Annotated in this window: 15 protein-coding genes; 3 read left to right on the plus strand and 12 right to left on the minus strand. The window is 49.0% G+C overall.

The annotated features are described in order from the left end of the window. Nucleotides 1–5: 5 nt before the first annotated feature. The 3 genes from MIM_RS18545 to MIM_RS18555 all read right to left on the minus strand — a co-directional run bounded on the left by MIM_RS18545 (nucleotide 6) and on the right by MIM_RS18555 (nucleotide 4,628). The gene (locus MIM_RS18545) at nucleotides 6–2,360 is read right to left on the minus strand and encodes a type VI secretion system Vgr family protein (RefSeq protein WP_025374259.1); all 2,355 of its coding nucleotides are present in this window, start codon (nucleotides 2,358–2,360) and stop codon (nucleotides 6–8) included. A 371-nt stretch (nucleotides 2,361–2,731) separates the two neighbouring features. Next, on the minus strand, nucleotides 2,732–3,253 hold the full coding sequence (gene speG / locus MIM_RS18550; protein WP_025374260.1) for a spermidine N1-acetyltransferase: 522 nt from the start codon (nucleotides 3,251–3,253) through the stop codon (nucleotides 2,732–2,734). Nucleotides 3,254–3,602: 349 nt separating this feature from the next. Further along, entirely contained in the window at nucleotides 3,603–4,628 is a 1,026-nt protein-coding gene (locus tag MIM_RS18555) for an AraC family transcriptional regulator (protein WP_025374261.1), read from the minus strand. A 294-nt stretch (nucleotides 4,629–4,922) separates the two neighbouring features. Here MIM_RS18555 and MIM_RS18560 point away from each other — a divergent pair, with 294 nt between their 5' ends. From MIM_RS18560 to MIM_RS18570, 3 genes are read left to right on the plus strand one after another with little or no spacing between them, the layout of a single operon-like run. Further along, complete coding sequence (locus MIM_RS18560) at nucleotides 4,923–6,500, plus strand: sodium:solute symporter family protein (RefSeq protein WP_025374262.1); 1,578 nt, start codon at nucleotides 4,923–4,925, stop codon at nucleotides 6,498–6,500. Continuing rightward, entirely contained in the window at nucleotides 6,497–7,549 is a 1,053-nt protein-coding gene (locus MIM_RS18565) for a ketopantoate reductase family protein (protein WP_025374263.1), read from the plus strand. Before MIM_RS18560 ends, MIM_RS18565 begins: the two co-directional genes overlap by 4 nt. Nucleotides 7,550–7,587: 38 nt before the next feature. After that, nucleotides 7,588–8,517 (plus strand): BKACE family enzyme, encoded by a 930-nt coding sequence (locus MIM_RS18570; protein ID WP_025374264.1) that lies wholly within the window; start codon nucleotides 7,588–7,590, stop codon nucleotides 8,515–8,517. Between the two features lie 94 nt (nucleotides 8,518–8,611). Here the strand turns inward: MIM_RS18570 and MIM_RS18575 are convergent, their stop codons facing one another. From MIM_RS18575 to MIM_RS18615, 9 genes are all read right to left on the minus strand, one after another. Continuing rightward, complete coding sequence (locus tag MIM_RS18575) at nucleotides 8,612–9,139, minus strand: hypothetical protein (RefSeq protein WP_025374265.1); 528 nt, start codon at nucleotides 9,137–9,139, stop codon at nucleotides 8,612–8,614. Between the two features lie 199 nt (nucleotides 9,140–9,338). Then, complete coding sequence (locus tag MIM_RS18580; RefSeq protein WP_025374266.1) at nucleotides 9,339–9,848, minus strand: DUF2247 family protein; 510 nt, start codon at nucleotides 9,846–9,848, stop codon at nucleotides 9,339–9,341. A gap of 169 nt (nucleotides 9,849–10,017) precedes the next feature. Further along, complete coding sequence (locus MIM_RS18585; RefSeq protein WP_025374267.1) at nucleotides 10,018–10,275, minus strand: DUF6966 domain-containing protein; 258 nt, start codon at nucleotides 10,273–10,275, stop codon at nucleotides 10,018–10,020. Between the two features lie 137 nt (nucleotides 10,276–10,412). Beyond that, nucleotides 10,413–10,802: a DUF596 domain-containing protein gene (locus MIM_RS18590; RefSeq protein WP_025374268.1), complete on the minus strand. Its 390-nt coding sequence runs from the start codon at nucleotides 10,800–10,802 to the stop codon at nucleotides 10,413–10,415. A gap of 553 nt (nucleotides 10,803–11,355) precedes the next feature. Then, complete coding sequence (locus MIM_RS18595) at nucleotides 11,356–11,760, minus strand: hypothetical protein (protein ID WP_025374269.1); 405 nt, start codon at nucleotides 11,758–11,760, stop codon at nucleotides 11,356–11,358. After that, nucleotides 11,735–12,295: a DUF596 domain-containing protein gene (locus MIM_RS23720; protein WP_025374270.1), complete on the minus strand. Its 561-nt coding sequence runs from the start codon at nucleotides 12,293–12,295 to the stop codon at nucleotides 11,735–11,737. Before MIM_RS23720 ends, MIM_RS18595 begins: the two co-directional genes overlap by 26 nt. A 399-nt stretch (nucleotides 12,296–12,694) precedes the next feature. Then, nucleotides 12,695–13,042, minus strand: coding sequence for a hypothetical protein (locus tag MIM_RS18605; RefSeq protein WP_025374271.1), 348 nt, complete (start codon nucleotides 13,040–13,042; stop codon nucleotides 12,695–12,697). Nucleotides 13,043–13,352: 310 nt separating this feature from the next. Further along, complete coding sequence (locus MIM_RS18610) at nucleotides 13,353–13,604, minus strand: hypothetical protein (RefSeq protein WP_144084687.1); 252 nt, start codon at nucleotides 13,602–13,604, stop codon at nucleotides 13,353–13,355. A gap of 318 nt (nucleotides 13,605–13,922) precedes the next feature. Next, nucleotides 13,923–14,321: a hypothetical protein gene (locus MIM_RS18615; protein ID WP_025374273.1), complete on the minus strand. Its 399-nt coding sequence runs from the start codon at nucleotides 14,319–14,321 to the stop codon at nucleotides 13,923–13,925. Nucleotides 14,322–14,435 lie beyond the last annotated feature (114 nt).

Raw genomic sequence — 14,435 nt, forward strand, 5'->3', positions numbered from 1 at the left:
CTTCCTTAGAGTAATCGGTTAATCAGGCCGGCGAGCAGGATATGAGCCGCATACGGCTCGTTGCCCACACCATATTTCTTGAACTTGAAACCGGAAATCTCCACACGCAAGGCGTCGGTATCCTCATGCATGGGAGAACCGACCACGCCGATGGCAGACATTCTCATAGTGGTTGATGCCATTGTCGATGACAGGCCATACAGGCTGATATTCAGGATTCCGTTTGAAGTTGCGATATTGGCCGTGCTGTTATTCATTAACTTGGCCTTGAATGAGAAATTGTGTTTCTCGGTATGGTTCAGACAAGTGTGGTCCAGCGTAGCCGGGTTACTCAAAGACTGATTGCCACCCGCTTCTATCCTGATTTCTGTTTTGGCGTTCAACTGGGCATTGCCGCCATTGGCCGTCATTCCTACCGCACCGGCCTTCATGGACAAATGCCCACCCTTGGCTTCCTTGAAATAGCCGGTAGCCACATTGCTTGTTTCTGAACCATTCACGGTACGCTTCACATGACTGATCGCCGTATGTGAATAATCTGTATCAACGCAGCGACTGCGCCCGGCGTTATAGTTCAGCGTTGCCAGGCCACCATTGACAGAACGCACCAGGCCACGCCCCATCGTGGTCGTGGCCGACCCACCCACACGGTGCTTGCGCGGCCCGTTAACGATTTCATTTGACAAGCCTGTAATCGTACGGATATGGTCCGCACCATTGGTTTCAACCGAATCGCCCTTGAATATATTGTCATCTGTGCCCCCAACGCTCATGTCGGTCGTACCACCGTGACTACCGGTCTGTGCCGCGCACACGCTCAGGTTTTCATTATTTTTGACATGCGTGTCCATGTCTTTTTCTGCGCCAAACGAGAGTTTTTCCTGGCCGGGCCGATCTTCAAAAAGCATATGATTGGCATTATCCGGCCCGCCATCCTTACTGCGCGTCTTAACGCCGCTTTGCGTGGCATCGTCCGGCAGGTTGATCGCCGGCATATTACTGGCGTTATAAACACGCCCCACGGCAATAGGCCGATCCAGAAATCCGCCCACAAAATTGATCACCACCTCATCATTCACACGGGGAATCTGCACGCCACCAAAACCGCCCCCGGCCCACGGGCTGGACACGCGAACCCAGCATGAACTCTGCTCATTGCGCTGGCCCTCCCGGTCCCAGTGAAATTGCACTTTGATACGACCGTATTGATCAGTCCAGATTTTCTCACCCGCCGGCCCGGTCACGATGGCGGTTTGTGGCCCCGCCGCCCTGGGCACCGGCGTGGTACGCAGACAGCGGTACTGCACTGCTGCCGGCATCGCTGTGAAATCTACCTGAATAGTATGCTCCCAGACTGGAGCGCCGCCAGACGACGTCCCGGGTGCTTCCTTCAACAGATAACGCGTTTGCACCAGCAGATACGCCTGATTCTGCGCCTGTTCCGGGTGGTCTTTCAGCTTAAAGGTCGCGCCGGTTGCCAGCAAGGGCTGATCTGCCCGCCCCTGAATGCGTACCTTTTGGGCCGCCTGCGCCTGCAGCCCGACACGGGCATAATGTTCGCCGTCCTCAAGCTCTGCATAGCCGCCAATTGGCTCGTAGATTTCCAGATCACGCGCTACCGGGCTTGGGCCCTTGCGGCGTACATCCAGGCTGGCCTGCGGCTTATTGAAATCGAAATCCACCGTGGCATAAGCAGATGGCTTGATCTCTCGCGATGGATTCCACTCCTTGATATGCGCAAAATCAGCGATGGCCAGCCGATCCGGTGAAACATAGGGAATCTCGCTCGCACCGGCCACAGGTTCATGGACAGCGGCATCATCTGCAAGCACCAGCGTATGCTTGCCATCCTCATGACGGAACCAATAATAGATCCCCTCCATTTGCATCAGACGGCTGATAAACTGAAAATCGGACTCACGAAACTGAACGCAATATTGCCAGTTGCGATACGACTCCAGCAGCTTGTACTCTACGTCAAAAGGATACTTGGCCAGCACCTGCCGAATTATCGCCATGGCACTTTGATCCTGAAAAATGCGGCAGTCCGAGGTTTGAGTCAGATACCAAAGCCACGGACGCACAGAAAAACGATAAATGTAATAGGCCGAGGTCTCGCTTTCCCTGCCGATGAATTGTGCATCTGTAATAATGCCGTTGATGTGGCGTTTTGCCGATTCAGCATTAACGGTAACGGTGAGGGGGCTACCCAGCAAAGCCTCCAGATCCTCGCGAGGATTCTCTGCGACAAGATCTACCGTATATTCAAACAGACTGCCCAGCGACTCCTGCCCTTGCAACTGCCTGAACAAAAAATGCGACGTCCCCTTTACGGTCGTAGCGGTGATTAGTTTTCCCATACGCTTGATGGCGCATACGAAGGTGTTCGGTATGCAGCCTTCCTTTTCGATTCAGCCGTGCTATTCGATTCAGTCTTGCTGGCGTGATTCTCGTGCTTCTATAACCAGCAGCCTGACGTAATATTGATGTCATGCAGGCGAGTGTAGGTTTGTTTTATTACCGTCGAGTGACGCGTCATCAGATAACACGGGCTGGCGTTTCAACTAGTCACAATTTAGAGGGGATTTTTGCAAATATGAAGGAGTTTTCACACACGAAGCGTACATATTGCATCTGTGTTGGTGGGTTTTAAAGCGAGATTATCGGGTCGCGCCGCGAATCTATCGTATTTTGCAGACACGCCCCTGTAATAAATACAAGACAGGGATTATCAGCTATCCCCACGTCTCACAATACTCATGCGCAAAGCGTCGTGATAATCACCATCGCTATAAAACTCTTCACGCATCCGCCCCTCTACCTCGAAACCACATTTTTCATAAATATGGATGGCGCTTTTGTTCTCTACATCTACGGCCAGGTAAATTTTATGGAGATTCAGTACTCGGAACGCATAGTTAATGGCCAGTCGCGTCGCTTCCTGCGCATACCCTCGTGACTGCCATTCAGGTGCAATAATGATCTGAAACTCTGCGCGGCGGTGAATATAATTGATATCCACCAGCTCCACCAGGCCAACCGCCTCTCCTTCGGGGTTTTCGCAAATAAAGCGCCGTTCTCGTTGATCATGAATGTGCTGATCATACAGCTCACTCAATTCGGTAAAGGTCTCGAACGGTTCTTCGAACCAGTAGCGCATGATTTGCGCATCGTTATCAATCCCGTGTACGAAGCGCAAATCGGTTCTTTCCAGCGGTCTCAGGGTCAGCATTACAGATTTTTGCAAGGTCATATGTTTCTCAATGTCTGTTCACGAGCCCAGGCAGGACGTGATGTGCGTGGGTTCTTATACAGGTTTTGTCGCGTAGAGAGCGTCAGATCATATCCAATCCTACTGGATATACCAGCGCTTTATTATGGTTGTGATGGAATTCACACATATCGGATGAGCGTATTGTGTCATGGAAGGCAGTATAGCCTCACTCTTCGCTTTTATCTAACATACCCATACGGAACCGATGTTGGGCCAAAGATCGATCACATATCCCCTGAATCGCCTGTGACCTGAGAATCAGTATCCAATACAACGACGTATCGCCCTCAACGCTACGCATCTGCACCAAACTTTTTGATGCCCGCCCCTATCGCCGAAATTGCGCCGGCCCTTTGCCTGTCCATCGCTTAAGCGCCTTTCGGAAAGCGGCTGCATCGCTAAATCCCAGCGACATGGCAATATCCAGAATACTCATTTTCGTCGAGCTTAAATACTCACGCGCCAGTGTCGAGCGTACGTCGTCCACAATCGCCTGAAAAGTGGTTCCTTCTTCTTTAAGATGTCGTCGCAGTGTTCGACTGGTCAGATGCAATACGTTCGCGACTTCCTCCATTCCCATGAAGGCTCCGGGTTGTTCCATCAATATGCGATACACCGAACCGGAGGTACCGGCTCCGATTTTTGCCTGGCCAATCAGGCGATCGCATGTTTCCTGCATCAACGCGGAGGTCAGCTCGTGGGCCATCATCGGCTTTTGATCGAGCACGGCACGCGCATACACCAGCTCACATCTGGGTTGGCCGAAAAAACAGGGGCAGTTCAGATACTGCTCGTACATCGCCGCAGACTGAGGAGCCTCATAAGTAAAGCTGGCGCTGATGGGTGGGCAGTGTGTTCCTGCCACATCCTGAAGGTGCGTGACGTGCACGCTGAACTGCTGCTCAAGCAGGAACTGCCGAAGGCTCTGTGAGGGGTTAAGGACAAAGACATCTGGAAACGTCCATATGGCCAGGTCGTCCTGCTCGCTCCATGCGATGTCCATGGGCGGCGTTGCCAGACGTCGATATTTGATCGCCAGCCTGAAATAGTCGCGAATAGACAGGCAGGATAATAACGCGTAGCCATACATACCATAGGATGACACGCGCAGCCGGGAACCCAGCTTGAAAGACGTGGCCGAGTCGGTCGACAGGCTCAGGGCGTTCATGCAAACGGCCATAAATTGCCGTATAGAAGTCAGCGCGTAGGGATCCTTAAGATCTTTAAGGCTTACCCCACTGCCAGCAAGGCTTTGGGACGGGGCAATGTCCTGTTCCTCCAGGAGTTCAACAAGCGCGCGAATCTTGTATGGCGCGTAGATCCGCTCATCCGGTAGCGGAAGCCCTGAATACATATCAGCCCCCTTTGATTATTAATGTCCCGCAAGGACTTGTCTGCGTCCGATTATAACCTTACGCAAATGCACGGTCTGTCATAGACTTGCAAAAATACCAATCAAGCGAGCGACAGAATGCTCGGACAACAACCGAAAGGAGGATGCAACCATGTGGATCGCATTAGGTTTCTGGGGAGCGAGCATTGCATTTTGTATTGCAATCGCAGCTTATCTTTGTCACAGGATTGAAGCGTCGGGCGTACGCAGATGGGGCGCCACGGGCAAGCTTTTTCAGTATGAGGAGAAAGCGCGATGAGTCTGTCATATTTCATTGTATTTGGCGCCTACTTGGTATTTTTAACCTGGACCTGCGTTAAAAGTATGAAGCAGGTTGAATCGCTGTCCGATTTCACAACCGGCGGGCATCGGATGGGATTGCTACTGGGCGTGGGCACGTCTGTTGCGACATGGGTCAGCGTGGCGTCGGTGATGGGTGTGCCCGGACAGCTTTACCGTACCGGCATCGCAGCGATCATCGGCTGGGTGGCCGGCTGGTTCCTGGCCACGGCGGTGATGCCGATTCTGGCCTATAAAGTACGCCGTCCCGAACTGCCTGCGCGGACCTTTCCTGAATTTATCCGTCTGCGGTTCGAGCCGTTTCAGCGCATTAGCGGCCTGCAATTGATTGTGGCCGTACTGATGCTGGTCGGTTATTTCATCTTCTGCCATTTACAGGTAGTGGGATTCGGCATCGTCTTCAATACCATCACCGGTATTCCCTATGAGTACGCCATCTTCGGCTTCCTGATTCTGCTGGCGCTCACCTCGCTGGGCGGGTTCTGGTCGGTAGCAGCCACAGATACACTCAATGCCGTACTTATCCTGGTCGGACTGGCCTTTGGCACCGGCGCTATTCTATATGCAACCGGCGGTATTGGCCCAATCCTGGATGCAGTCGCGACCACCACCGCGCCGGTCAATGTCGGCGGTGAGCCGCTGGAGCCGGGCATTTTACTGTCGCCCGCCGGCACTTTCGGCTGGTCTGTGTTGCTGGGTATCTTTATGTCAAATGCGATTGGCGCTTCGGTCGCACCGCATTGGATCAACCGCTTTATGGCACCCAAAAACAGCAAGGCGGCTGTCCTTCAAATGATGTGGACGGTAATTGCGCTCATTCCGATTTTTCTGTGCCTGATCATCATCGGCCTGGGTGCCAAGGCTTTGCTGCCCAGCCTCCCGGTGGATAAAACCACGGATTACATCATGCCGTTAATCGTACAGGACTATGCACCACCTTTCGTGGGTGCCCTGACCTTGATCGCACTGCTTGCAGCTGCGGTATCGACCGCCAATTCGATGTTGTTGAACTGCGGTACATCTCTTTACTATGACCTGTACCGCTCGCTTTACCCTGAACGCCAGTTCGACGACGAGCGCGCAACGCGTCATCTGCGCTATGCCGTGCTGGCGCTTGGCGTGCTATCGGTACTCAGCGCGATCAAACCGCCCTTACTTCTGGCCATGGGCTTTACCTATGTTTACGGTGCTTTCGGCGCGGCCTTTATGTGGCCGGTCTGGCTGGGGTTGTTCTGGAGACGCATGAATCGTGCGGGTGCCTACGCAGGCATTATCGTAGGAATTATCGGCTTTATCACCGCCAAAGCCATGGGTGCAGACAATCCCTTCGTAATTGGTGCCGGGCTGTCGCTGATCGCAACATTGGCTGGGGTATTTCTGAGCCCGCCACCACCGAAAGAAGCATACGAGGCGTATTTCGAGCCTGAAGTCAGCCCTGAAACCCGCGCGGTGACACTACGCATCCGTCGTGAAAGTGATCAGGTACATGATGTAACGAGCACCCCTACACTGGAGGCAAAGGGTAAAGCATGAGAGTAGCAATTGTTGGCGCAGGATCGCTGGGCACCATTATCGGTGCATTGATGAACAGGGAGGGTCGGCCGGTTGATCTGGTCGACACGAATCAGGCTCATGTTAATGCACTAAACGATCTTGGCGCACGCATCACCGGCGAAATGGATCTGATCGTACCGGTTCAGGCCCTGACGCCGCAGCAGATGAACGGCACGTACGACATCGTTTTTCTACTGAGCAAGCAGACGGCCAACCAGGCTGTACTGTCGCATCTGCTGAATCACCTGCATACAGACAGCATCGTATGCACGCTGCAAAACGGCATTCCCGAACCATCGGTCGCGGCTGTCGTCGGACAGGATCGCACCCTGGGCGGCGCGGTCGGATTTGGTGCAACCTGGATCGGACCGGGCGTATCACAATTGACCACCACCGCCGACGCCGTGAGCCGGTTCGCCTTCGAAATCGGCGAGATGGATGGCACCATGCGTCCCCGCTTGCAGATCGTGCAGGACTACCTTGCATGCGTCGGCCGAACCGAGCTGCTGGCCGACCTGATGGGTATCCGCTGGTCTAAGGTACTCATGAATGCCACCTTCAGCGGCATGTCCGCTGCGCTTGGCTGCACCTTCGGAGAAGTACTGGACGATCCACGCGCCCTGCTTTGTGTGGCCTTTCTTGCCGACGAAACCGTAAGCGCTGCGCACGCGGCGGGCCATCGTATGGCACCGATGCAGGGTGAAGACTTTGAACAGTTCGCCCTGCCATCACCCGCCGATGTACAAACCGTCCTGCCGCTGATCAGAACCATCTGGAGCCAGCACCGGCAATTGCGCGCCTCTATGCTGCAAGACCTGGAAAAAGGCCGGGATACGGAAATCGACTATATCAATGGCATCGTTTGCAGCACCGGACGCGAGCACGGAGTGCCAACACCATTCAATGACCGTGTCGTGGAACTGGTAACCGAAGCACAAACCGCGCGCGCCTTACCGAACTTCTCCAACATAGCCCGCTTTGACGACCTGTTGAGTCCCTATCAATCAATGATGGGCAATAACGGCTAATGACGGGCAATGATTGATTCAATATTCTTGAGGAAATAATGGCAAAACAACGCACCATCATTACCTGCGCCGTGACAGGCGCAATCCATACACCAACCATGTCTGACGCCCTGCCCTACACGCCACAGGACATCGCCGCTCAGGCAGTGGCGGCAGCAGAGGCAGGCGCATCTATTTTACACCTGCATGCGCGCCGCCCCCATGACGGCGGCGTGACGATTGACCCGGACGCCTTCGCAGCATTCCTGCCAACCATCAGCCAGGCGACCGATGCCGTCATCAATATCTCGACGGGTGGAAGCCTGACCAATACGATTGAAGAACGAATCACGCCTGCCCTGCGCTTTTCTCCGGAAATGTGCTCTATGAATATGGGCTCGATGAATTTCAGCTTTCATCCCCTGGCCAGGCGCTACGATACATGGAAATTCGACTGGGAGCGCGACTACGTTGCCGGCTCTGACCACAATATCTTCCGTAATACGTTCGCGGATATTGAAAACGCTGCCACTCAGCTTGCACAGCACAACATCAAGTTCGAGCACGAATGCTACGATGTGGGCCATCTTTACAATCTGCGCTTCTGCATGGATATCGGCCTATTCAAGGCACCGGTTTTCATTCAGTTTATTTTCGGCATCCTGGGTGGCATCGGCCCGGAAGTCGATAACCTGATTTTCATGAAACGTACTGCAGATCGCCTGTTCGGCAATGACTACCGCTGGTCTGTGCTGGGTGCGGGTGGCGTTCAGATGCCACTTGCAACTGCGGCAAGCCAAATGGGCGGCAACGTACGGGTCGGGTTGGAAGACTCCCTCTCGATCTCTCGCGGAAAACTGGCAGAGTCTAACGCCCAGCAAGTTGCCAAGATCCGCCGTATTATTGAAGAACTGGGCTGCGAAGTGGCCAGCCCTGCTGAGGCTCGTGAGATTCTGGGGCTGAAAGGGGCTGATAAAGTTTTGTTCTAAGGGGTTGGACAGGCTGCTTCCCATGCGCGGCGATGGAGCTCTTTCTGCGGCTTACATCGCCCGCATTGCGCTATCTTTTACAGGCTCGGCGAGTTCACTGTCCTTCGGAATCTAACCAAAAAGGAGAATCCTCCCGAGCTAAGGCATCATATTGTATTAATTCTCTGTGCATATCATCTAAGTGCTCAGGCATACTTGTCAGCACTATCCTGATTGGTTCGTACTGGTAGTCAGGATACGACTTGAATTCATCGTACATTAACTTGGCCGATTCATAGCACTCAAAAAAAGCACTAAAGTAACGCGAAAAAACATCAGACAGTGTTTTTAAACTGATATTTAGCTCACTAGCCCATGAGTCTTGTATTATTTCGGAAAAATCTACCGATTTCGTGGATGTTTTTGAAAAAATATCATATGCCTCTTGCATCAATTCGTTAGTCTCATCAACTTCGTTTCGACGCACATAATATTTAAATAATCTCTCGGTCAAGAGAATCCAGTTTCGCTCTGGATATTGTCGTTCACAAACAAACTTCAAACAATCGAAAAAGAACAACATGTCGCGCGAGTAGCCCAACTCTACAACAAGAGCGCCTCCAGTAAAACCTACTTTTTTCATTTAATCTTAAACCTAATTGGCGAAATGGAGGTTGTTCCATTCGATTGATCCGCAATCGTCTTTCGAATAGCTGCCTGATCTTGAACTGAAATTTCCTGCCCAAGAATATCTATAACAACTGCTTGATTCATTCCTCTCGGCAAACGCTTCTACCGCTCAATCACCTGTCTAGCGACATTGATAATTAAAACATTCTTGTTTAACGCTCAAATACAGAAGATGTTCTTTCTAAGTAATATCTCCAATTGTCCATTAGACGATTGATATTTTCTGTCTCCGTATGAATCACGGGATCATATCCATCAGAAGGAGGCATGTAATTAACAAACCCTTCGATTTCAGCCGGATATGAAAAATCAGCGTAAATACCGGCAATTTCATTCAACGGATCGTTGAAGCTGTGACGATTTTCCCATAGCCAACGAAGAACAATAAATAGCCACTTTTGCTTCGCTGTAGACTCATCGTCCATTTCACATTCTGAGCATAGGAGCTTTAGAAGAGAAATTACTTCATCTGATTGTCCTGGTATTACGAACGACAATTCGAGTTCACGATCAGTGTAACTACCCGAAAGTACCCTCCTTTCTGCTTCGTTAATAGGTATGTCTAAAGTGATGATCTCACGTTCATAACCCCATCTAATATCGCACCAAGATAATTCTATGATTTTGTTAATAAAATCATAGGGGATGGGATAAACACTCATTTCATTTCGCCCTTGGTAATCGTTGATTTCTGATCCAGCCAGACCAGCGATCGAACTAGCCGTCGAGTTGTAGCCAAGCTTCCTTACCGGAGATATTCTTGCCTAAAGCAGATCGTCAGTAAATACGTGCTTTTCAAACTGTCTCGACCAGATTTCGAACCAGCACACTTCATGAGATGACATTAAAAATATCAACTCGAAGTTGACCGAACTCCTCAGTCTCGGTAATCAAAATTTGTCCATTTCTGTATATTAAAAGATCATTCAGAGAACCCATGCCTCCATATAAATTTAATAAAGTACGACGAACATACTCGGGTTCATACTCGTATCTTTTTGCTAAATCGCCTATTTTCTCTGACCAGTCAAGGTATCCACCTAGTTCTAACAAATAAGCAAAACGCTCCAATTTTTCCTTAACTAACATTCTCTGCCGTCATTTTAAAGAATTAACTTCCATAACTTCGGTCCCCTTAATAGTCCAGCCAGACCAGCGATCGAACTCACCTTCTCCTTGTCTCAGAAAACGCAAGCTTTGCAACTTCCAGGATTTTCTTCAAAACATCAAGTCCATTCCATAAACCCGTCGTCGCAAACCCAAACAAACCCGCCTTGAGCCCAATAATAAAGGGTACCGTCCGATGAATCTTTGGTCAGTTGGAAATCAGCGCTGTCCAACATCCTTTCATCTTTTGGCCAACGGTCAGAGTATCTCTGAAGTTGTTCTTCAATAGTACCCTCCCAGAATTGCCTACGATACGCAATTTTCAATCGGCCTTCGTTCATTAAATGATGCATGATCGACAGAAAATATTGTTTGCGTTGCTCATAGGTCATCGTTGTAGTTTGGGACCCATTTCCACATACGTATAGCCACAATGCATCCGCGTCGCATCCTTCAATGGACTCAAGAAGATCTGGTAATTCTTCCGCTGATATTTCCCGGTATTTCATTTAAATTTAACCTCAACTTTTGTTCGCGCCAATCGCTTATCGCGAACCTCAGTCCCTCTAACCCCTCTTACTTCAAGGGACCATCTTATCTCAGAGATATCAGATGGCCGCGATGCATTTCGCAACGTATAAGTAACTCCTTCGGAGTTCACCGTATAGCGCATTCCAGGGTTGCCATAAATATCTAATGCATTTGGCAGCGGCTCGGGTGTAGGTAAGAACTCTATTCCTGTCAATTCCTTAAAATATACTATTATTCCTGATAGAGGTACATCATCCAACACTATCGCATATCTGCTTATTTCCTTACTCACCTTTACACCCGCGTATCATTTAAAGTCTTTCGCAGCACTTTCATTTACCGACTAATTTCTAAATAGCCCTAATCATTTGAGTTTGCTACGCGCCGCTCAACTAGTTATTCACCACTGACGTAATCCCTACCAGGCTTTTGCCGGTAGGTGCCCGCAACAGTACACCTATTCCGGAATGGGCGGCAATGAGCCCTGCTCTGAACTTTCATCGGCCAGGCCATCAATTGTTTGACAGTAGATCATTCTTTCTTTCGAAAGGTATATAAGGAGCAAGCAACAGATGCAGCTAAACCCAGCAAAGCACTCACCAGCGCAAACTCCTGATTGCCTATGCTTGACATCCAGATTGCGTGCTCGTAACTTGATATAGTCCCGACGATTGCAGTCAAAACAACAGAAACTACTCTATTTTTTTTCGGTAACAGCGCCGCAATACATCCGGTAAAAAATGCGGGCGGAACAAAAAAAATACCAATTGCACCTTGGAAGGGTAAAAATACGATCTCAAAACATAGATCTTTATTTATTGCCCTCTCAAATACAGACAATATATAGAACTGAAAAAAGAACAAAACACCGCCAATCCAACACCCAACGAATGTAAACAGTAAGACCGTTTTAAAAAACTCTTTCGCTCTGTTCATGGTCTGCATCCCAGTAGCACCGTTGCAGCTTGTGTGCGGTATACGTCCATATTTCGGATCCATCTTTGTAAACCCATATAAATCCACATTTAGGCCAGAAGTCAACAAAACGCCCATCCGAATCCACCGTAAATTGAAAATTGATTCGATCCAGCATATCCCAGTCCTCGGGCCATCTGTCTGAATAGTCCTGCACTTGCTCCTCAATCGACCCAGAACAATATTTCCCCCTATAAGCAAGTTTCAGTCGCCCTTCCTTCATCAGACGGTGCACGACAAAAAGGAAAAAGCTCTTGCACATTTGATATGACGTTGCTGATGTTCGAGGTGCGTTCGAACAAACATATATCCACAATGTACTCGCATCTCTACCTTGCACAGCGTCCCAAATCTGCTGCAGAATCTCGTCTGAGACGAGAAAATCCTCTACAGAAGATTTCCAAAAAATGTTGGAAGGGTTACTACTCTTAACGGGTTGCTGCGTCTCCGGAAAAGCGTACAGTCCGCATACTAGGGATGCCAGTGACGCAATCATGGTTGTTTCTAAAATATGCGGAAACGCGAAAAAACGACGAAATTATATGGGCATAAAAGTGGCTTAAGGCCCCGCTAAAAACCGAAATAAACAAAAGTGAAATGAGCTTTCTCTTTAGCTTCAAAGACGAGGCAACAACCCCAGATACGTAGGCAAGGGGCAGAAAAATTAATCCTGTCAGCGCGCTGACAGGTAAAGCGATCATGTATAAGTAGACAACTATGTCACTCACACAATAATCCAAATACCCCAAAGAAAATGTCATCCTGAGTAATAAAAAGCACTCATAAAGCACTCCCCCAATCCATGTACCTAATAAGGTAAAAACCATAATTGTTCTTTTGGTTTTAGCCGGCATCCTTTACTTTTCCCTAACGCACTGCTTCCCGCTTCTTCCTGCTACCCTAATGAAAAGTCATATAAAAACCATTCATACAATGCCACTGAAAAGCCCATGACTTTTACAACTCCCAACAAAACTTGCAATAGAACGACGAAAAACGCGATCAAGGCAAGCAAAGTTATTTCTTTTTTTAGAATAAAAAATAATCCAGAAAGCACCATAGCGAAAAGGACGAACTTTAGAATACTGGCCACTACGTATACAGGAAGAAAACCATAATGAATACCACCACATCCCACTATGTCGAGCAATACTCCACCCGCGACACCCCAGAGCCAAAAAGTGATGGGCAGGCTGAACGTACCAGAGACTAAACTTCTTGTCTTGGCTACGAATTTGTTCACTTCGATGTTCCTTTTTCAGTCAAGCACCATTTCGCTATCAGCGTCTCTCTTCCCTGGGCGCGGGAATATTTTTCATAATACGGCGGCGGATTTTCTTAACGACACACTGTCGTTGAGTAGACAGATGTGGCTCCCCAAATAGCGATTTCTATTTCGGCCACAAGGTCATTCGAAATTCTCCGACTAAATTCGAAGATTTTCCTTAATGTTGATTAAATCTGTTGGGATTTATCTTATTTGATGAACAGAATAACGGCGTGAACTATTTAGGACGAGTTTTTGGAGCTTAATATTCAACAGTTAACGAGCGTTAAAAGCGGGGACTGAACTCCTGTGAGACTTCTCGTTGCAGGTCGATTTCTTTTTGTACCGCTTCTTTGTCAAAGCTGTTGCCCAGACCGGTGTAGCCCAGCGCTGCGTCGCTCGTGAGTGGCGTTTTGATTTCAACGATGGTTTCGGCTGCCGATTTGCCCGTGCGTGTTTGCGGTGCTTCGAGCTGGGTAATGGTTATGTTGGCCGTGTTGATACCACTACGCGTGACGCAGGAATCATTGCAGCTCACCGAGCCAAAACCCATGTTGGGCTGAAAGCTTGTGCTGCCGCCAGGTATGAACCCGCCTTCACCACCGACACCAACGCTATTCGCCTAGACTCGATTTTTTCTGTCGACGCCATGTAAAAGCTTTACTGCTTGGAATCGTCAAGCCTCCTAGCGAAGTAACGCGAACGTTTTCTAGTTATCTCTATCCAAGACTTAGATTGCAGCCTAGTTGCAACCAGAAGATGATCCAACGCTCATTTCCTCGGATGCGAGTTCGCAAGAAAAAAACACATTGACGGAAAAACGAATTATCCAGCTACGACCAATTATTCTAAGTACTTAATCTATTTTTGAAATGTTAAATCTGTATTTTTCGGGAATTTCGCTAGGATATTGATCGAGATTGACTCCCCACGGAGAAAATTCCAGATAGAGTTCTCCCTTGTTCCATAAACATAATTTGCACAATACTACTATTTCTTTTAAGTGATTGAGCATCTCATGATCATTATTCTTGAATGCTTCTTGTACAAGAGATTCTAGATCTTCTAGAAGTAACAAAATATCATCTGGCGTCTTAAAAACAGATGGTGATGCATCATCAATGTTCCAAATTATCTTAAATTTATCCGCTTGGTTTTCTCGTTCCAAATAGTTTACGTTACGTTCATGAAACGTCCGGTATAAAACATCATCATTACTGTCCAGCGATGATTTCATTAAGCTAACTAATGACATAGTAAATATCCAATTATTTACATGCTGGCGGATCAGACTCCAGACGAAACACACTTCGCGACGTTGCCTGCGATTAAAACGGCATCATGATTTTCTCAATGCATTCCACTTAAA

Origin of the sequence: Advenella mimigardefordensis DPN7 (genome assembly GCF_000521505.1) — a bacterium.
GTDB lineage: Bacteria > Pseudomonadota > Gammaproteobacteria > Burkholderiales > Burkholderiaceae_B > Advenella > Advenella mimigardefordensis.